Source organism: Oryzomicrobium sp. (assembly GCF_036820405.1).
In the GTDB taxonomy this organism is placed as follows: Bacteria; Pseudomonadota; Gammaproteobacteria; order Burkholderiales; family Rhodocyclaceae; genus Oryzomicrobium.
Window position 1 is genome coordinate 279,504 of the sequence record NZ_DAISLS010000001.1, and the last position, 19,171, is coordinate 298,674.

Here is a 19,171-nt window from a genome sequence, read left to right on the forward strand (position 1 = left end):
GCTTTCCGCACCACACCCGCCCATTCCCGTGCCCGCCCCCCGCCGTCCTTCCCCCGCCGCCGCCGGCCGCAATGTCGCCGGCCTGGGCCAGGTATTTACCCCGCCCGACGTGGTGCAGGCGATGCTCGACCTGCGCCGCAACCGGGGTCGCACCCTGGAACCCTCGGCCGGCGACGGCGCCTTCAGCCGCGCCATCGCCGCGGAGGGGGGCGAGTGCGTGGCCATCGAGATCGACCCTCGAGTGGCTCCGCCCGGCGCCATCGTCGGCGACTTCTTCGCCTATCCGGTGCGGGAGAAGTTCGCCACGGTGATCGGCAACCCGCCCTACGTGCGCTACCAGGACATCCGCCCGGCCACGCGGCGGCGCCTGCCCCACGACCTGTTCGATGCCCGCTCCAACCTCTTCCTGTTCTTCATCGAGAAGGCGGTGCAGCATCTTGAGCACGGCGGCGAGCTGATCTTCATCGTGCCCCGGGACTTCCTCAAGCTCACTGCCGCCCGGCGCCTCAATACCTGGCTGTTCGCCCAGGGCACCATCACCGATTTCCTCGAAACCGGCGATGCGCGCATCTTCGAGGGGGCGGTGCCCAACTGTGCCATCTTCCGCTTCGAGAAGGGGCGCTTCGACCGCCGCCTGCACGACGGCCGGACCTTCACCCTGGCCGATGGGCAACTGCTCTTTCTCGCCAGCGGCGACCAGGAGCAGCGCCTGCCCTTCTCGGCCCTGTTCGAAGTCAAGGTGGGCGCGGTCTCCGGCGCCGACGACCTGTTCGAGCACCCCGACGGCAACCTGGAGTTCGTCTGCTCCAAGACCGCCGAAACCGGCGAAACCCGGCGCATGCTGTTCGACGTGCGCCACCCCCACCTGGAACCCCACAAGGGCCGGCTCATCACCCGGCGCATCAAGCGCTTCGACGAAACCAACTGGTGGCAATGGGGCCGGGGCCTGCCCGCCCTGAGCGGCCCGCGCATCTACGTGAACGGCCGGACCCGGCGCAAGGCGCCCTTCTTCCTCCACGCCTGCCCCAACTTCGACGGCGCCCTGCTCGGTCTCTTCCCCCGCCATCCGGGCATCGACCTGGCACGGGCCGTCGAACTGCTCAACACCGCCGTGGACTGGGACGAACTGGGCTTCGTCTGCGACGGCCGCTACATCTTCGGCCAGCGTAGCCTGCAAAATTGCCTGCTGCCCCCCGTCTTCCGCACCCTGCTGCCGGACTGAGGCGCTGAACCTCCCCCCGGCCACCATCCGGGGTGCCTCCGCTTTTTGTCCCTACCGCCGCCATGCCCGATACCGCACCTCCCAACGCGTCCCGGAACGATTTCCCCGTCCTGCGCTGGGAAATCTTTTGCGCCGTGGTGGACAACTACGGCGACATCGGCGTCTGCTGGCGCCTGGCCCGGCAGTTGGCCCACGACTACGGCCAGCAGGTGCGCCTGTGGGTGGACGACCTGGGGGCCTTCTCCCGCCTCGCCCCCGGACTGGATTCGGGCCGGGAACGGCAGAGCCTGAACGGCGTTACCGTGCATCACTGGCCTCGCCAAGGTGGCCCCTTTGCCGTGCCCGCCGACCTGGGTCAGGTGGTGGTGGAAGCCTTCGCTTGCCCGCTGCCCGACGAGGCCGAGGCCGCCATGGCCCGCCAGTCGCCGCCTCCGGTCTGGCTCAACCTGGAATACCTGTCCGCCGAAGCCTGGGTGGAGGATTGCCACCGGATGGTTTCGCGCCACCCGCGCCTCGGTCTGGACAAGCACTTCTTCTTTCCCGGCTTCACGCCGCGCACCGGCGGGCTGCTGCGCGAAGCCGGCCTGATCGAGGCGCGCTGCCGCTTCCAGGCCCCGGGCAGCGGCGAGCGCCAGGCCTTTCTCGCCGTCCAGGGCATCGACCTGGCTCCTGGCGAGCAGCTGGTCAATCTCTTCGCCTACGCCAGCCCCCGCTTGGCCGACCTGTTCCAGGCCATGAACGGCCACGATGCGCCCCCCACGCGCCTGCTGCTGCTCGACCGCCACGCCCGGGAAGCGGCCTCGGCCTGGAGCGGCGAGGCGCTCAGCGAAGGCCGGCCCCTGCGGGTGGGCGCCCTGACCCTGCATCCCCTGCCCTTCCTGCCCCAGGAAGGCTTCGACCGGCTGCTGTGGAGCGCCGACCTCAACCTGGTGCGCGGCGAGGATTCCTTCGTGCGCGCCCAGTGGGCGGCTCGGCCCTTCGTCTGGCAGATCTACCCCCAGGACGAAGAGGCTCACCGCATCAAGCTGGAAGCCTTTCTGGAACGCTATCGCGCCGGCCTGCCCACTGCCGCCGCGGACGCCCTGACCGGCTTCTGGCGAACCTGGAACGACGCGGCGCCGGGCGACGCCGGCCTGGCCGGCGCCTGGGCCGCCTTCAGCACGGCACTGCCCGCCCTCGCGGCTCATGCCGAGGCGTGGTGCGACCGGCTGGCCGACCAGGAAAATCTGGCGGCGGCGCTGGTGCGGTTTTGCGCTAACAGGTTAAAATAGCGGGTTTTTATTTCCTCCGATCTACCCAGGAACGCAACGATGAAGACCGCACAGGAACTCCGCGCCGGTAACGTGATCATGGTCGGCAACGACCCGCTGGTGGTGCAAAAGGCCGAATACAACAAGTCCGGCCGCAACGCCGCCGTGGTGAAGATGAAGCTGAAGAACCTGCTCACCGGTTCCGCCAGCGAATCCGTCTACAAGGCCGACGAAAAATTCGAGCAGGTGATGCTCGACCGCAAGGAAGTGACCTACTCCTACTTCGCCGATCCCATGTACGTGTTCATGGACGCCGAGTACAACCAGTTCGAGGTGGAAGCCGAGAACATGGAAGACGCCCTCAAGTACCTGGACGACGGCCTGGCCTGTGAAGTGGTCTTCTACAACGGCAAGGCCATCTCCGTGGAACTGCCCACCTCCGTGGTGCGCGAAGTCGAATACACCGAGCCCGCCGTCAAGGGCGACACCTCCGGCAAGGTCATGAAGCCCGCCCGCATCAAGCCCAGCGGCTTCGAGCTGCCGGTGCCGGCCTTCGTCGAAATCGGTGACAAGATCGAAATCGACACCCGCACCGACGAGTACCGCAACCGGGTCAAGTAAGCCTTGCCCCCGCGCCGGAAAAAGGCAGCCTCGGCTGCCTTTTTTCTTGGCCTCACGCCATAATCCCGGGAATTCATCCGGCAGCCCGCTGTCAGTGTTTTTGACCTCGGTCATGGGCGCCCGGAGCGCTCCGGGCGATTCTGGCGCCAGCAGCCAGCGGACACTCTCTTCATGCACAACGAAACGCTCCACAGCAACGATTCTGGTTCCGCCACCCCGGGTTCGGCCTTCGTCCCCCCCCGCGCCGACACCTCGCGCCACGCCGCCGGAACCCTGCTGGACAAGTACGGGCGCCGCATCACCTACATCCGCCTGTCCATCACCGACCGCTGCGACTTCCGCTGTCACTACTGCATGTCCGAGGACATGACCTTCCTGCCGCGCAGCGAAGTGCTGAGCCTGGAGGAGTGCCTGGAGATCGTGCGCGCCTTCGCCGAACTCGGCGTCCACAAGGTGCGCATCACCGGCGGCGAACCCCTGGTGCGCAAGAACGCCCTCTGGCTGCTCGGCCAGATCGGCCAGGTGCCCGGCATCCGCGAACTGGTGCTGACCACCAACGGCTCCCAGCTGGAGCGTTTCGCTCCCGACCTGCGCGCCGCGGGCGTCAAGCGCATCAACGTCAGCCTGGACACCCTGGACCCGCTGCGCTTCCATGAGATCACCCGCACCGGCGACATCGCCAAGGTGCTGCGCGGCATCGACACCGCCGTGGCCGCCGGGTTTTCCCGGGTGAAACTGAACACGGTGATGATGCGCGGCGTGAACGACCATGAATTTCCGGATCTGGTGCGCTACGCCATGGACCGGGGCGTGGACATCTCCTTCATCGAGGAAATGCCCCTGGGCGACATCGGCCATGGCCGTACCGCCACCTATTTTTCCAGCGACGAGGCCCTGGAACTGCTCGGCCGCCACTTCACCCTGGAAGCCAGCGACGAATCCTCCGGCGGACCGGCCCGCTATTGGCGCATTCCCGGGTCGGATACTCGGGTGGGCTTCATCTCCCCCCACAGCCATAATTTCTGCGACACCTGCAACCGGGTGCGCATCACCGCCAAGGGCGAGCTCTACCCCTGCCTGGGGCACAACGACGCCGTGCAGCTGCTGCCCCTGCTGCGCGCCCATCCGGACGACCGCCAGCCCCTCACCGAGGCGATCCGCGGCGTGATGGGCATCAAACCCAAGGCCCACGACTTCACCACCCAGATGGACGCCCCCCGGGTGGTGCGCTTCATGTCCATGACCGGCGGCTGAAGCCTGCCTCCGGGCGCAGCACCGGCGCCCATTCCCGTTGCCCCGGCTGCCGCCCGGCAGATAGCGGGCAATGGGCAAAAATGCACAAAAAAAATTAACTTTCCCAGGGCCTCCGGGATACCATCGGCTGGCACGGTGTCCATCGTGAATCCGCCCTGCTTGCAGGCACGCCCCATCGGGTATTTTCCGGAACCGGCCACTCTCCACCGTTCCCATCGCCCATGCCGCCCCTCGCTGCACGCCGTCCTTCGCTTCCCCTGCTCCTGGGCACAGCGCTCGCCTATGCCGTGGCGGGCTGGCTGGCGGTGCGGCTGACCGCACGGCCGGAAATCGTCTCTCCCCTCTTTCCCTCCGCCGGCATCGCCCTGGCGGCGGTACTGCTCTATGGCAACCGGCTGGCCCTGGCGGCCGGCCTCGGTTCGCTCCTGCTCAACCTGCTCCTAGGCTGGGAACACGGCTACGCGGGAACGCAATGGCTCGCCCCCTTTGCCATCGCCGTCGGCGCCACGCTCCAGGCCCGGCTGGGGGCCGCCCTGGTGCGCCGCTACGTGGGCTTTCCCAGCGCCCTGGAACAGGTGGGGACGATCCTGCGCTTCTTGTTGCTGGGCTGCCTGGCCGGCTGTCTGCTGAATCCTTCCTGGTCCGTCGGCTGGCTCCTGGGCCTGGGCATTCTGCCGAAGGCGGAAGCGCCGTTCGCCTGGTGGAACTGGTGGATCGGCGACGCCATGGGCGCCGTGATCGCCACCCCGATCCTGATCGCCCTACTCAGCCCCCGGCCGGCGGACTGGGACCGACGCCGCCTGGGCATCGTCCTGCCCTTCCTGCTGGCCGGCTTCTTCATGACCCTGGCCCTGCTTCAGGCCACCAGCCGGGAAGTGGACAACCTGTACGCCCAGTTCGAGCGGGACACCCGGGTCCAGGCCCAGCTGCTGCGTTCCCGGTTCACCGAGCAGATCACGGTACTGCGCTCGGTGGAACGCCACCTCACCACCAGCCCGGAAGTCTCCCGGGATTCCTTCCACATGTTCACCGCTCCCTGGTTCGAGCACTACCCCGGCATGGCGGTGATCGGCTGGGCGGAACTTACCTCCGCAGCCAGCCTGCCGGCGCTGGAACGGCGCATGCTCGTCGAGCATCCCCAGTTCCGTCTATACGACCGTGGCAGTCGCGATACCGAGCCCCATACCCCGGCATCGGCCGACGAATACCTGCCCGTGCTGTACGCCGAACCCACCCCGTTCAACACTCGGGCCGTGGGGCTCAACCTCCTGTCCATCGCTCCGGCCAGCCAGGCCATCGCCAATACCCGGCTGAATGGTGAACCCCAGGCCTCCGCCGCCCTGCGCCTGGTCCAGGACCCGGAGCAGAAGCTGAGCGTGGTGGTCTACCAGGGGGTATTCCAGCGCCCCAAGTTCAGCCGTCCCCGCTTCGTCGGCGTCGTCTACACCGCCTTCCGGCTCGACGACACCCTGGCGAACCTGGTGGCCGCCCTTCCCGCCGGGGTGGCTCTGTGCCTGACCGACCGCACCGTCGTCGCCTCGCCCCAGCACCTGGCCGGGGCGCCGGGCTGCGGAACGGCGGCCCCCGGTTCGCCCTTCGTCTACGAGACCCTGTTCCCCTTCGCCGGGCGGCAGTGGGAAATCCGCTTCACCGCCAGTCCAGATTACCTGGCCACCCACCGCAGCTGGGAACCCTGGACCTTGCTGCTGGGCGCCTTGCTGCTGATGACCCTGCTGGGCGCCTTCCTGCTCATTACCACGGCCCACGCCCAGCGCATCCACCTGCTGGTGGAGCAGCGTACCGCCGAACTGAGCCAGGCCAAGGCCGTCCTTGAGACCAACCGGGCATCCCTGGCCTATGCCCAACAGATCGCCCGCCTGGGTAGTTGGTCCTGGGAGGCGAACGCCGTGCCCGACATGATCTGGTCGGACGAGATGTACCGCATCCTGGGACTGGAGCCGGGGCAGGCGCCGCCCACCCTGGAATTGCTTGCCTCCCGCTTCCTCCCCGACGAGCGGGCGGGCTGGGAAGCCACCCTGGCCGAACTGCGCGCCGGCCGCGCCTCGACCACCCTGGACACCCGCATCACCGATGCCGAGGGGCGCATCCGCCTGGTGCACCTGGAGATCGAGGCACGCCACCGCAACGACGTGCTGGTCAAGCTGCTTGGCACCTTGCAGGACGTCACCAGCAGCCGGGAAACCGAGGCCCACATCCACTACCTGGCCCACTACGACACCCTGACCGGGCTGCCCAACCGCTCCCTGCTGCGCGACCGGGTCAACCAGTCCCTGGCCGCCGCCCAGCGCCAGAGCCATCCCATGGCCCTGCTGTTCATCGACCTGGACCGCTTCAAGAAGGTGAACGACACCCTGGGCCACCCCATCGGTGACCGCCTCCTGGGCGTGGCCGCCGAGCGGCTGCGCAGTTGCATTCGGGACGAGGACACCATGGCCCGGATCGGCGGTGACGAGTTCATGCTGCTGCTGCCCCACATCGACTTCCCGGCCCAGGCCGCCATCGTTGCGCGCAAGATCGTCGAGCAGTTTTCCCAGCCGTTCATCATCGACCAGCACGAACTGACCGTGACGGCCAGCATCGGCATCGCCGTCTTCCCCGAGGACGGCACCGACTTCGACACCCTGGTCAAGCACGCCGATACGGCCATGTTCAGCGCCAAGGAAAGCGGCCGCAACACCTTCCAGTTCTTCACCGCGGAAATGGACGCCCGGGCCTACGAGCGCCTGCTCATGGAAAACCAATTGCGCCGCGCCGTGGAACGCAACGAGCTGGCCCTTTACTACCAGCCCCAAATCGCCGCCGGCAGCGGCCGCATCATCGGCGCCGAAGCCCTGGTCCGCTGGCGCCATCCAGAAAAGGGGCTGGTGCCGCCGGCCCAGTTCATTCCCCTTGCCGAGGAGTCCGGCCTGATCGTCGAGCTCGGCAACTGGGTGCTCGCCGAGGCCTGCCGCCAGCAGGTGGCCTGGCGCAAGAGCGGCCTGCCGGTGCCGCGCATTGCGGTCAACATCTCGGCCCTCCAGTTCCGCCGCTCCGGCTTCGTCACCCTGGTCCGGCGCACCCTCACCCAGACCGGCGCCGACCCGGCTGGCTTGGAACTGGAACTGACTGAAAGCGCCCTGATGGAGCCCACCGGCGACATCGAGCGCCAGCTCGCCAGCCTCAAGGAACTGGGGCTGAGCCTGTCCCTGGACGACTTCGGCACCGGTTACTCGAACCTGGCCTACCTGAAGCGCTACCCCCTGGACCAGCTGAAGATCGACCGCTCCTTCATCCAGGACCTGCCCGGCGACGCGGAGGATGCCGCCATCACCGCCGCCACCCTCTCCCTGGGCCGCAGCCTGGGGCTGACCGTGGTGGCCGAGGGTGTGGAGACCCCGGCCCAGCGGGATTTCGTCGCCGGGATCGGCTGTCACGTCATGCAGGGCTACCTGTTCAGCCCTCCGTTGCCGGTGAGCGAATTCGAAACCTTCGTCACCGAGTACGCGGCTTCCCGCACCCCCACGGGCAAGACCGCCTGACCGCCCCCCCTCTGGCGCCATCCCTTTTTTACCGGCTGTAAAGACAACGGGCGGGTCCGAAGACCCGCCCGTTGTTCGTGCGCCGTAGTGCGGTGCGCTTAGTTGTTGCCTTCGCGAAAAGCACGCTTGCGGTCGTGCTCCTTGAGGTGGCGCTTGCGGATACGCAGGGACTTGGGCGTGATTTCCACCAGCTCGTCGTCGGCGATGAATTCGATGGCGGACTCCAGGGTCAGCTGGATCGGCGGCACCAGGCGCACCGCTTCGTCGGTGCCGGAGGCGCGCACGTTGGTCAGCTGCTTGCCCTTGATCGGGTTCACCACCAGGTCGTTGTCGCGGCTGTGGATGCCGATGATCATGCCTTCGTACAGCTTGTCGCCCGGATTGACGAACATGCGGCCGCGATCCTGCAGCTTCCACAGGGCGTAGGCCACGGCCTCGCCGTCGTCCTGGGAGATCAGCACGCCGTTGCGGCGCTCAGCCACCTGGCCTTCCTTGGTGGGGGCGTACTCGTCGAACACGTGGCTCATCAGGCCGGTGCCGCGGGTCAGGTTCATGAATTCGCCCTGGAAACCGATCAGGCCCCGGGCGGGAATGCGGTATTCGATGCGCACCCGGCCGCGGCCGTCCGGCACCATGTCCTGCATGTCGCCGCGGCGCAGGCCGAGGGATTCCATAACGCCGCCCTGGTGCTGCTCTTCCACGTCCACCGAGAGCATCTCATACGGCTCGTACACCACGCCATCGATGGTCTTGGTCACCACGCGGGGACGGCCCACGGCCATTTCGAAGCCTTCGCGGCGCATGTTCTCAAGCAGGATCGACAGGTGCAGTTCGCCACGGCCGCACACGTCGAACACGTCGGCGTTGGCGGTGTCATCGACGCGCAGCGCCATGTCGGTGAGCAGTTCCTTGTGCAGGCGGTCGCGGATCTGGCGGCTGGTGACGAACTTGCCTTCGGTACCGGCCAGGGGCGAGGTGTTCACCATAAACTGCATGGACAGGGTCGGCTCGTCGATCTTGAGCAGGGGCAGGGTTTCCGGCTGGTCCGGGTCGGCGATGGTGCAGCCCAGCACCAGGTCCTCGATGCCGGTCACCTGGACGATGTCGCCGGCGTGGCCTTCGTCCAGCTCCACCTTGTTCAGGCCCTTGTAGCCGAACACCTGGTTGATCTTGGCCTTGATGGTGCTGCGCTCGTGGGCGGCAGCCTCTTCTTCGGTGCCGAACATCACCACCACCTGCTGGCCCGGCTTGACCCGGCCGCGCTTGATGCGGCCGATGCCGATGCGGCCCACGTAGCTGGAGTAGTCGAGGGCGGAAATCTGGAATTGCAGGGGGCCGTCGAGGTCGGCATCGGGAGCCGGCACGTGGCTCAGGATGGTCTCGAACAGGGGGCGCATGTCTTCGCGCGGCGCGTCCAGGGACATGGCAGCCCAACCGTTCAGGCCGGAGGCGTAGACGATGGGGAAGTCCAGCTGCTCGTCGGTGGCGCCCAGCTTGTCGAACAGATCGAAAGTCAGGTCCACGGCGTTGTCGGGGGTGGCACCATCCCGGTCCACCTTGTTCACCACGACGATGGGCTTGAGGCCCAGGGCCAGAGCCTTCTTGGTGACGAAGCGGGTCTGCGGCATGGGGCCTTCGACCGCGTCCACCAGCAGCACCACGCCGTCCACCATGCCCAGCACCCGCTCCACTTCGCCGCCGAAGTCGGCGTGGCCCGGGGTGTCCACGATGTTGATGTGCACACCTTCGTAATCCACCGAGGTGTTCTTGGCGAGGATGGTGATGCCCCGCTCCTTTTCCAGGTCGTTGGAGTCCATGACCCGCTCTTCCACCTGCTGGTTGGCGCGGAAGGTACCGGCCTGCTGGAGGAGCTTGTCGACGAGGGTGGTTTTGCCATGGTCGACGTGAGCGATGATGGCGACGTTGCGGATGGGACGGACGGAGGACATGGAGAGGGTTCAGCCGAAAATCAAAAGGGCTGAATCATAGCAGAAGCGGGAGTCAACAACTTGACAGAAACACACGGGGCGGCACCGGTGCCTGGAGCTGCTTTGCCGGCGGCGCACCCTCCGCCACCGGGCCGAGCCGGCGGTGCAGGCTGACAAGGATCTCCTGCCGCATGGCGGCGAGCATCTCGTAGCGCCGCCGGTACATGGCGCGCTTGGACGACTTGACCTCGGACAGGGGGCGCTCCTCCACCTGCACCGGCAGGTGGAAGAAACCGTTGGACAGGGCCACGCCGCCGGCTTCGGTCCAGGCATCGTCGTAATTGGCCTGGATGGTCTTGCCGCCGCCGAAGGTGTAATGCCAGCTCGCGTACTGCTGGAAGCGGTGGGAAATGGCGTAGATATCCCGGGCGTCGATTTCCTGCCCGATCTGGCGCAGCGCCCAGAGCAGCAGATCCCGGGGGCGCAGGCCGTGCATGGCCCGGGTGCAGGCCGCCAGGGTTTCCTTGCAATCCGGCGCGCTGGTGCCTTGCAGGCAACCGACATAGATCACCCGGCGCGATTCCAGCTCGGCCAGGAGGAAGGCCAGGGACAGCTGGCGCTGGCCGTCCACGAAGAGGCTCAGGGCCAATTCGCCCTCGCGGCAGAAGCGGCGGTCCTTGTGCAGCGCCAGTTCGACGCGCCGCCCCTCGATCTCGTCGGTCCACAGGCTGACAGGACGCAGGTGGGCATCGTAGAAGGAGAAGTCGCGCAACGATTCCACCAGCCGGTAGTGCCCCAGGACCGCGACATAGCGCTGCGCCCCCGACCAGCCCCGATGCAGGTAGGGCCGGTGGATGACTTCGAACAGGGTGAAGTGCTGCTTGGCGATCGGCCGCATGGCCGGCTGGTCGAGAAACGCCCACCAGGCCGCAGTCCGGGAATAATTAAACAGGCGGCGGGCGCTCAGCTTGATGCGGTTGCGCCAGCCCTGGAGCGTACCCGATGGGTATAACTCCCTGACTTTTCTATGAAAAATCAATTTCGTCGAAACCTGGAAAAAGTTGTTTCAAATTGTATCAACAACTTTCTCCCAAAAAGCTGACAAACCCTGACTTCCTGTCAGACGCGCTCACCCCTCCCGGTTGCGCATGAAATCCGCCGTCTGGAAGAAGGACACCGCCAGGCGGGTGCGGATGGCCTCGTCGATGCCCTCTTCTTCCATGGCCTGGACCATGCACTGGACCCACTGGTCCCGCTCCTTCTCGCCGATGGAAAACGGCATGTGGCGGCGGCGCAGCATGGGATGGCCCTTGCGCTCGACGAATAGCTGGGGGCCGCCCAGCCAGCCAGAGAGGAACCAGAACAGGTTGTCCCGGGCGCCGGCCATGTCCTCCGGATGCATGGCGCGCAGCTCGGCAAAGCGCGGCTCCAGGTCCATCAGGTCGTAAAAGCGGTCGGTCAGGGCGCGCACGGCGGCCTCGCCGCCGATCATGTCGTAGGGCGTGACCTCTGCGCTGTCGTCGCGTTGCGGGGTCTGGGTGGCTGCGCTGGTGTCGCTCATCGGATCAACGGATTCGGTTGGTCAAAAAAATGGATGGCTGGAAACCCAATAGGGACGGGCACTTTCACAAGGTGTGCCCGCAGCGCCTTATTTAGCGCGACTCTTCACAGGCCCCTTGCCGAAAGCCACGCCAGGCTTGGCGTTGCGGGGAGCGGCCGGTGAACCGCCCCGGGGCGCGGAGCGGGACATACCCGGCTTGGCCGGCCCCCGGCCGACGCCGCCGCGGCCGCAACCGCCTTTGCCCAGACCGGTGCCAGCGGGCTGGAAGAGTGGGATCAGGTGCTTCTTGCCATTGCCGATCAGGTCGGCCCGGCCCATGTCCTTGAGGGCTTCCCGCAGCATCGGCCAGTTCTCCGGATCGTGGTAGCGCAAAAAGGCCTTGTGCAGGCGGCGCTGGCGGCCGGTGCGCACGATGGGCACCGTCTCGCTGTCCTGGCCGACCTTGCGCAGCGGGTTCTTTTCCGTGTGCCACATGGCGGTGGCAATGGCCAAGGGCGTGGGCAGGAAGGTCTGTACCTGGTCGAGGCGGAAGTTATTGCGCTTGAGCCACAAGGCCAGGTTGAGCATGTCCTCGTCCCGGGTGCCAGGGTGGGCAGCGATGAAATACGGGATCAGGTACTGCTCCTTGCCCGCCTCCTTGGAGAACTTCTCGAACATCTGCTTGAAGCGCTCGTAGGTGCCGATGCCCGGCTTCATCATCTTGTTGAGCGGGCCTTCCTCGGTATGCTCCGGGGCGATCTTCAGGTAGCCGCCGACGTGGTGGGTGACCAGTTCCTTGACATATTCCGGCGAGCGCACCGCCAGGTCGTAGCGCAGGCCCGAGCCGATCAGGATCTTCTTCACCCCGGGAATGGCCCGGGCCTTGCGGTAGAGCTGGATCAGGTGGCCGTGGTCGGTGTTGAGGTTCTCGCACACGTCGGGGAAGACGCAGGACAGGCGCCGGCACGACGTCTCGATCTTCTTGTCCTTGCAGGCCAGCCGGTACATGTTGGCGGTGGGCCCGCCCAGGTCGGAGATGATGCCGGTGAAGCCCTCGGTCTTGTCGCGGATTTCCTCGATCTCGTGGAGAATCGACTCTTCCGAGCGGCTCTGAATGATGCGCCCCTCGTGCTCGGTGATCGAGCAGAAGGTACAGCCGCCGAAGCAGCCGCGCATGATGTTGATCGAGAAGCGGATCATCTCCCAGGCCGGAATCTTGGCCCCGCCGTAGCCGGGGTGCGGATTGCGCGCATAGGGCAGGCCGTACACCCCATCCATCTCGGCCATGGTCAGCGGAATCGGCGGCGGGTTGAGCCACACATCCCGTTCGCCGTGGGCCTGGACCAGACAGCGGGCGTTGCCCGGGTTCGCTTCCAGGTGGAAGGTGCGCGAGGCGTGGGCGTAGAGCACCGGGTCGTCCACCACCTGCTCGTAGGACGGCAGGCGCAGCACGGTCTTGGCCCGCTCGGCGCGGCGGGCGGCGAGGCGCTCTTCCTTGCCGACGATGCGGACGGGCTGAACAGCGGCCGTGCCGCTCCCCTCCCCCGTGGCGCAGGCGCCGCCGCTGGACGGGGTTTCTTCCATGGCGTAGGGGTCCTTGTGGGCCTCCACCTTGCCCGGGGTGTCCACCGTGCGGGAATCCTGCTCGCTCCAGTCGGCGCCCGGCTTCCAGCCCCGGGGGACCATGAAGGCGGTGCCACGCACGTCGCGGATCGACTCCACCGGCTCGCCCTTGGCCAGGCGGTGGGTCACCTCCACCAGGGCCCGCTCGGCGTTGCCGAAGAGCAGCAGGTCGGCCTTGGAGTCGGGCAGCACCGAGCGGCGCACCTTGTCGCTCCAGTAGTCGTAGTGGGCGATGCGGCGCAGCGACGCCTCGATCGAGCCGATGATGATCGGCGTGCCGGGATAAGCCTCCCGGGCGCGCTGGGCATAGACGGTGACCGCCCGGTCGGGGCGCTTGTTGGGCTCGGCGTTGGCGGTGTACGCGTCGTCGGAGCGGATTTTCCGGTCCGAGGTATAGCGGTTCACCATGGAATCCATGTTGCCCGCGGTCACGCCGAAATACAGGTTGGGCTTGCCCAGGCGCTTGAAGTCCTCGGCCGAATGCCAGTTGGGCTGGCTGATGATGCCGACGCGGAAGCCCTGGGCCTCCAGCAGCCGGCCGATCAGGGCCATGCCGAAGCTGGGGTGGTCGATGTAGGCATCGCCGGTGACCAGGATGATGTCGCAGGAATCCCAGCCCAGCTTGTCCATCTCCTCCCGGCTCATGGGCAGGAAGGGGGCGGTGCCGAAGCGGCTGGCCCAATATTTCCGGTAGGAAAAAAGCGGTTTGGGCGACGCGGTCAGGCCTGAAGGCGCAGCGGCGGAAGCGGAGGAAGCGGAAGAACCAGGCACCGCCACGGAGGCGGCGGAAGCGGCGGCCGGATCGGCCTTGACTGACGGCATAGAAAACTCGGGAAAAATCCAGGCTGGCTGCCTGAGACCGGGCCGCACCAAAAAAGTGCCCGGCAAATACGTCGCACGATGCGCAACGCCCATTCGGGGCGTTCAGGGCGCCCGCCTTCTCCTACGGCTGACGGCCGGACATACGAACCTGCGGGCACCGTCCGGCCGGAAAGAAAGCGAGGCGAATCAATGGCCTCCATTCTACCCGAAGTCACTGCCAGGCACAGCCGGAGACGGCCGGACATGGCCCGTTTCCCTCAGGCAGTTGCTCCGTCGCGTTCGAATGCAGCGCTCCGCACGAGCGCCGTTCCATGCCCCGGCTACTCGCTGCGCAGGGCGATCAACGCCGGCGTTTCCAGTAGCCGGGAAATGCCCAGGGAGGCCGCGGCGCTCACCAGGACTGCGCCGCCCAGGGCGGCCGCCAGGGGCAGCCAAGGCTTCACCGCCAGGTCCAGGTCGAACACCTGGCGCGCCACCACCCAGCCGATGGTTTCCGCCGCTACCGCCGAGAGCAGACCCGACAGGGCGCCCACGGCGGCGAATTCGGCCATCAGGCTGCGCCGCAGTTGCGCGCTACGGGCGCCCAGGGCGCGCATCACCGCCAGCTCCCGGCGGCGCTCGTCGAAGGCCGAAACCAGGGCACCGTAGAGCACCACCAGCCCGGCGGCGACGGTGAATAGGAAGACGAATTGCACCGCCTGAACCACCTGGTCGAGCATGGACTGGATCTGGCGCAGGATGGCGCCCACGTCGATCACCGTCAGATTGGGGAAGGCCCGTACCAGGGCCGCCGTGGCGTTGGCGCCCTCGTCCGGCAGGTGGAAGCTGGTGATCCAGCTGGCCGGGTAGGGCTCCAGCACCCCGGGCGGGGTGAGGACGAAGAAATTGACCCGCATCGAGTCCCAGTTGAGACGGCGCAGACCGACGATCTTCAAGGTCACCGGCTCCCCGGCAATGGAGAAGGTCAGATCGTCCCCCACCTTCAGCCCCAGGGTCTTGGCCAGCCCCTCCTCCACCGACGCCACCTTCTTCTCCCCCGGGGCGAACCAGCGCCCGGCGGTGACGGTGTTGCCGGCCGGCAGGTCGGCCGCGTAGGAAAGGTTGAACTCCCGCTCCACCAGCCGCTGCGCCCGTTCCTCGACGTAGTCCGCCGCCGACACCGGCCGGCCGGAAACGTCGGTGAGCCGGCCGCGCACCATGGGCGCCAGGTCCGCCGCCAGGCCGGCCCGGTCCATGAAGCGGGCCACTTCACGGCGCTGCTCGGGCTGGATGTTCACCACGAAGCGGTTGGGTGCGTCCGCCGGCGCCGCCTGGCGCCAGGCGGCCACCAGGTCGGCCCTGGTCACCGAAAGCAGCAGCAAGGCCGTCACCCCGAGGGACAGAGCGACGATCTGCACCACCACCGCGCCCCGGTGGCGCGCCAGGGACACCAGGCCCTGGCGCCAGCCCCAGCCGGCTGTGGGCACGGCCCGGGCGAGCCGGCCTGTGAGGGCCACCAGCCCCCGGGCGGCCAGGGCGAAGAGCAGCACCGCGCCGAGCAGGCCGCCGGCGACGAAGGCCGCCAGCTTGAGCTCGCCGGCCACCCACACCATCAGGGCGAAGAGCGCCGCCAGCCCGGCCAGGGCGATGCCCAGGGCGCCGCCTTCCGGCGCGCCCAGTTCGCGGCGGATCACCCGAAGGGTGGACACCCGGCGCAGCTGCAGCAACGGCGGGCCGGCAAAACCGAACAGCAGGACGAAGCCACAGGCCAGCCCGGCGGCGGCGGGCCGCCAGGACGGCGCCGGCAGCGCTGCCGGGATCAATCCGGCCAGGCCCCGGTACAGCCCGTAGTGGGCGACGAAGCCCAGGGCCACGCCGGCCAGGGAGGCCAGGGCCGCCAGGGCCAGCAGCTGGCCGCCGTAGAGGGCCAGCAGGCGCCCCTGGGTCACTCCCAGGCAGCGCAGGATGGCGCAGGGGTCCAGGTGGCGCTGCACGTAGCGGCGCGCTGCCAGGCCGACCCCGGCGGCAGCCAGGGCCACCGACAGCAGGGCCGCCAGGCCGAGGAATTTCTGCGCCCGGTCCAGGGCCGAGCGGATTTCCGGCCGGGCCGAGCGGGCATCCTCCAGACGCTCGCCCCGGCCCAGATGCGATTCCATGGCATCCCGGTAGGCGGCCACTCGGGACGCCGGCCCCGCCGCCATCAGCCGGTAGGAGGCCCGGCTGCCCTCCTGGAGCAGGCCGGTGGCGGCAAGATCGGCCTGGCTCATGAGCAGGCGCGGCGCCAGGGCGAAGAAATTGACGCCCTTGTCCGGCTCCAGGGTGAGCAGGGCCGCCACGCGCAGGCGGGTTTCGCCCACGCTCACCGTGTCGCCGACTGCCACCCCCAGGCCGGTGGCCAGACGTTCCTCGATCCAGGCGCTGCCCGGGGCCGGGGCATCCTGTGCCTCCCGATCAGGCAGGCCGGGGCCGTCGGCGATGCGCAGGCGACCGCGCAGCGGATAGTTGGCGGTGGCGGCCTTGATGTCGGCCAGCTGGGTCACCGCTCCCTCCCCTTGCCCGGCGCTCACCATGCTGGGGAAGGTCACCGTCTCGGCCAGGGTCAGCCCCTGGCGGTGGGCGGCGGCCCGGGCCGCGTCGGGCCAGGGATGGTCGGCCACCAGCAGCAGATCGGCACCGAGCAGTTGGTGGGCCTCGGTCTCCAGGGCCTCGCGCACCCGGTCGGTGAAGAAGCCCACCGCCGAAAAGGCCGCCACGGCGATCACCAGGGCGGCAGCCAGCAGGCGCAGCTCACCGGCGCGGGCGTCGCGCCAGAGCAGGCGCAGGGTCAGGGGCAGGCGCATGGCGGTCAGGGGTCGCTCACGTCGGTTGAGGCAATGGTTCCGGCCGTCGTCAGTCCAGGGATTGCAGCCGTTCCACCGCCTCCCCCACCAGCTTCACCGGCAGCACGGTGAGGCCCTCGATGGGCTGGCGCGGCAGGTTGGCATGGGGAACGATGGCGTGGGTAAAGCCCAGCTTGGCCGCTTCCTTGAGGCGCTCCTGGCCCCGGGGGGCGGGGCGGATTTCGCCGGTCAGGCCGACCTCGCCGAACACCACCAGTTTCTGCGGCAGGGCCCGGTTGCGCAGGGATGAGACGATGGCCAGGCACACCGCCAGGTCCGCCGCCGGCTCGCCGATCTTGACCCCGCCCACGGCGTTCACGAACACGTCCTGGTCGAAGCAAACGATGCCGGCGTGGCGGTGCAGCACCGCCAGCAGCATGGCCAGGCGCTGGGGGTCCAGGCCCACGGTAAGACGGCGCGGACTGGGGGAGACGGCGGTGTCCACCAGGGCCTGGATTTCCACCAGCAGGGGGCGGGTGCCTTCCTGGGTCACCAGGACGCAGGAGCCAGCCACCTGGCCGTGTTGGGAGAGGAACAGGGCCGAGGGGTTGGAGACGCCCTTCAACCCCCGGTCGGTCATGGCGAACACCCCCAGCTCGTTGACCGCACCGAAGCGGTTCTTGAAGGCCCGCACCAAGCGGTGGGCCGAGTGGGTGTCGCCCTCGAAGTAGAGCACCGTGTCGACGATGTGCTCCAGCACCCGGGGGCCGGCCAGGGCACCTTCCTTGGTGACGTGGCCCACCAGGATCACCGTGGTGCCGGTCTCCTTGGCCAGGCGAGTGAGCTTGGCGGCGCACTCGCGCACCTGGGCCACGGAACCCGGGGCCGAGGACAGTTCTTCCGACCACAGGGTCTGGATCGAATCCACCACCGCCACCCGGGGCGCTTCCTGGGCCAGGGCAGCGACGATCTTCTCCAGGTTGATCTCGGCCAGCAGCTTGAGGTTGTCGGTTTCCAGGGACAGCCGCCTGGCGCGCAGGGCCACCTGTTCGCCGGATTCCTCACCGGAGACGTAGAGCACCGGGTGGTTATTGGAGAGCAGCGCCAGGGCCTGGAGCAGCAGGGTGCTCTTGCCGATGCCCGGGTCGCCGCCGATCAGCACCACCCCGCCGGCCACCAGTCCGCCGCCCAGGGTGCGGTCGAATTCGCCGATGCCGGTGGGCAGGCGCGCCGCCTCCCGGGTCTCGATGTCGCCCAGCTTCTGCACCCGGGCCGTGGTCGGCGCCAGGGATTCGAAGCGGCTGGCACCGGGCTTTTCCACCAGGCTCTCGACCAGGGTGTTCCAACCATTGCAGCCGGGGCACTGGCCCTGCCATTTGGGCGAGACGGCGCCGCACTCGGTGCAGACGTATTGGGTCTTGGCCTTGGCCATCAGTCGGTCTCCCGGCCACCGCGACCACCTGCCTCGCCGTCGACGAAATCCACCGGAACCCGCCGCGCCAGGGCGCAGAAGAGCTCGTAGCTGATGGTGCCGGCCGCGGTAGCCACGTCGTCGGCGGACAATCCCTCGCCCCACAGGGTCACCGGGCTGCCCACGCCGGAGTCGGGCAAGCTGGTCAAGTCGCAGGCCAGCATGTCCATGGACACCCGGCCGAGCAGCCGGGTGCGCCGGCCGTCCACCAGGATCGGCGCCCCGGTGCCGGCGTGGCGCGGGTAGCCGTCGGCATAGCCGCAGGCGACGATGCCCACCCGGGTCGGCCCCTCGGCGGTGAAGGTGCCGCCGTAGCCGACCCGCTCGCCGGGGCCGATCTCCTGGACGCCGATGATCTGCGAGGCCAGGGTCATCACCGGCTTCAGTTCCAGTTGCTCCGCCGGGATGTCGGCGAAGGGGCTGCCGCCGTAAAGCATGATGCCGGGCCGGGCCCAGTCGCCCCGGGTCTCCGGGTAGCGCAGCAGGGCCGCCGAGTTGGCCATGGACACGGGGCCGGCCCAGCAGGGCAGCATGGTGCGGAAGCGGTCGAGCTGCCAGGCCACGCCCCGGGGGCCGTCGGCGTCGGCGAAGTGGGTCATCAGGGTTACGTCGGCGAAGGCCGGCGAGGCGGTGGCGCGGCGCACCGCGGCGGTCAGGGCATCGCCGGTGAAGCCCAGCCGGTTCATGCCGGAATTGACCTTGAGGAAGACGTCGAGCCGGCGCGGCAGGCCGGCCAACTCGATCTCTTCGAGTTGATCGGCGCGATGCAGGGCCGGGGTGATGCCGTATTCGGCCAGGATGGGCAGCTCCTCGGCGTCGAAATAGCCTTCGAGCAGCAGGATCGGCTGGCGGATGCCGGCCTCGCGCAGGGCCACGGCGTCGGCCAGGTCGAGCAGGGCGTAGCCGTCGGTGAGGCCGGCCAGGGCTTGGGCGCAGGGCAGCAGGCCGTGGCCGTAGGCGTTGGCCTTGACCACGGAAAAGAGGCGGGTGGTGCCGGCATAACGCCGGGCGACGGCAAAGTTATGACGCAGCGCCGCAAGGTCGATGCGGGCGCGGATGGGGCGGGACATGAGGCTGATCCTTGAGCGGCGTTCCGGCGCGTC

12 protein-coding genes are annotated in these 19,171 nt (G+C 68.2%); 5 read left to right on the forward strand and 7 right to left on the reverse strand.

Translation table 11 applies throughout. The features are described from left to right. Positions 1-22: 22 nt before the first annotated feature. The 5 genes from V7Z98_RS01255 to V7Z98_RS01275 all read left to right on the forward strand — a co-directional run bounded on the left by V7Z98_RS01255 (position 23) and on the right by V7Z98_RS01275 (position 7,886). Positions 23-1,222, forward strand: a complete 1,200-nt coding sequence (locus tag V7Z98_RS01255) for an Eco57I restriction-modification methylase domain-containing protein (RefSeq protein ID WP_442951795.1) — start codon at positions 23-25, stop codon at positions 1,220-1,222. 62 nt (positions 1,223-1,284) lie between these two features. Next, positions 1,285-2,493, forward strand: coding sequence for an elongation factor P maturation arginine rhamnosyltransferase EarP (gene earP, locus V7Z98_RS01260; protein WP_334156682.1), 1,209 nt, complete (start codon positions 1,285-1,287; stop codon positions 2,491-2,493). Between the two features lie 39 nt (positions 2,494-2,532). Next, entirely contained in the window at positions 2,533-3,093 is a 561-nt protein-coding gene (gene efp / locus V7Z98_RS01265; protein WP_293261444.1) for an elongation factor P, read from the forward strand. A gap of 171 nt (positions 3,094-3,264) precedes the next feature. Further along, positions 3,265-4,347 (forward strand): GTP 3',8-cyclase MoaA, encoded by a 1,083-nt coding sequence (gene moaA, locus V7Z98_RS01270; RefSeq protein WP_334156683.1) that lies wholly within the window; start codon positions 3,265-3,267, stop codon positions 4,345-4,347. A gap of 221 nt (positions 4,348-4,568) precedes the next feature. Next, positions 4,569-7,886: an EAL domain-containing protein gene (locus V7Z98_RS01275; protein WP_334156684.1), complete on the forward strand. Its 3,318-nt coding sequence runs from the start codon at positions 4,569-4,571 to the stop codon at positions 7,884-7,886. A gap of 98 nt (positions 7,887-7,984) precedes the next feature. Here the strand turns inward: V7Z98_RS01275 and typA are convergent, their stop codons facing one another. From typA to alr, 7 genes are all read right to left on the reverse strand, one after another. After that, entirely contained in the window at positions 7,985-9,835 is a 1,851-nt protein-coding gene (gene typA, locus V7Z98_RS01280) for a translational GTPase TypA (RefSeq protein ID WP_293261453.1), read from the reverse strand. A gap of 52 nt (positions 9,836-9,887) precedes the next feature. Next, positions 9,888-10,853 (reverse strand): VirK/YbjX family protein, encoded by a 966-nt coding sequence (locus tag V7Z98_RS01285; RefSeq protein WP_334156685.1) that lies wholly within the window; start codon positions 10,851-10,853, stop codon positions 9,888-9,890. Positions 10,854-10,943: 90 nt separating this feature from the next. After that, a complete protein-coding gene (locus V7Z98_RS01290; protein WP_334156686.1) occupies positions 10,944-11,375 on the reverse strand; it encodes a group II truncated hemoglobin in 432 nt (143 codons plus the stop codon). An 87-nt stretch (positions 11,376-11,462) separates the two neighbouring features. After that, positions 11,463-13,622 carry a YgiQ family radical SAM protein gene (locus V7Z98_RS01295; protein ID WP_334156734.1) on the reverse strand — a complete coding sequence of 720 codons (2,160 nt, stop codon included), beginning with the start codon at positions 13,620-13,622 and terminating at the stop codon, positions 11,463-11,465. A 497-nt stretch (positions 13,623-14,119) separates the two neighbouring features. Next, entirely contained in the window at positions 14,120-16,618 is a 2,499-nt protein-coding gene (locus tag V7Z98_RS01300) for an ABC transporter permease (protein ID WP_334156687.1), read from the reverse strand. Between the two features lie 49 nt (positions 16,619-16,667). Next, on the reverse strand, positions 16,668-18,029 hold the full coding sequence (radA, locus tag V7Z98_RS01305) for a DNA repair protein RadA (RefSeq protein WP_334156688.1): 1,362 nt from the start codon (positions 18,027-18,029) through the stop codon (positions 16,668-16,670). After that, positions 18,029-19,138: an alanine racemase gene (gene alr / locus V7Z98_RS01310; protein WP_334156689.1), complete on the reverse strand. Its 1,110-nt coding sequence runs from the start codon at positions 19,136-19,138 to the stop codon at positions 18,029-18,031. The genes radA and alr overlap by 1 nt, the downstream gene beginning before the upstream one ends. Between the last annotated feature and the right edge of the window lie 33 nt (positions 19,139-19,171).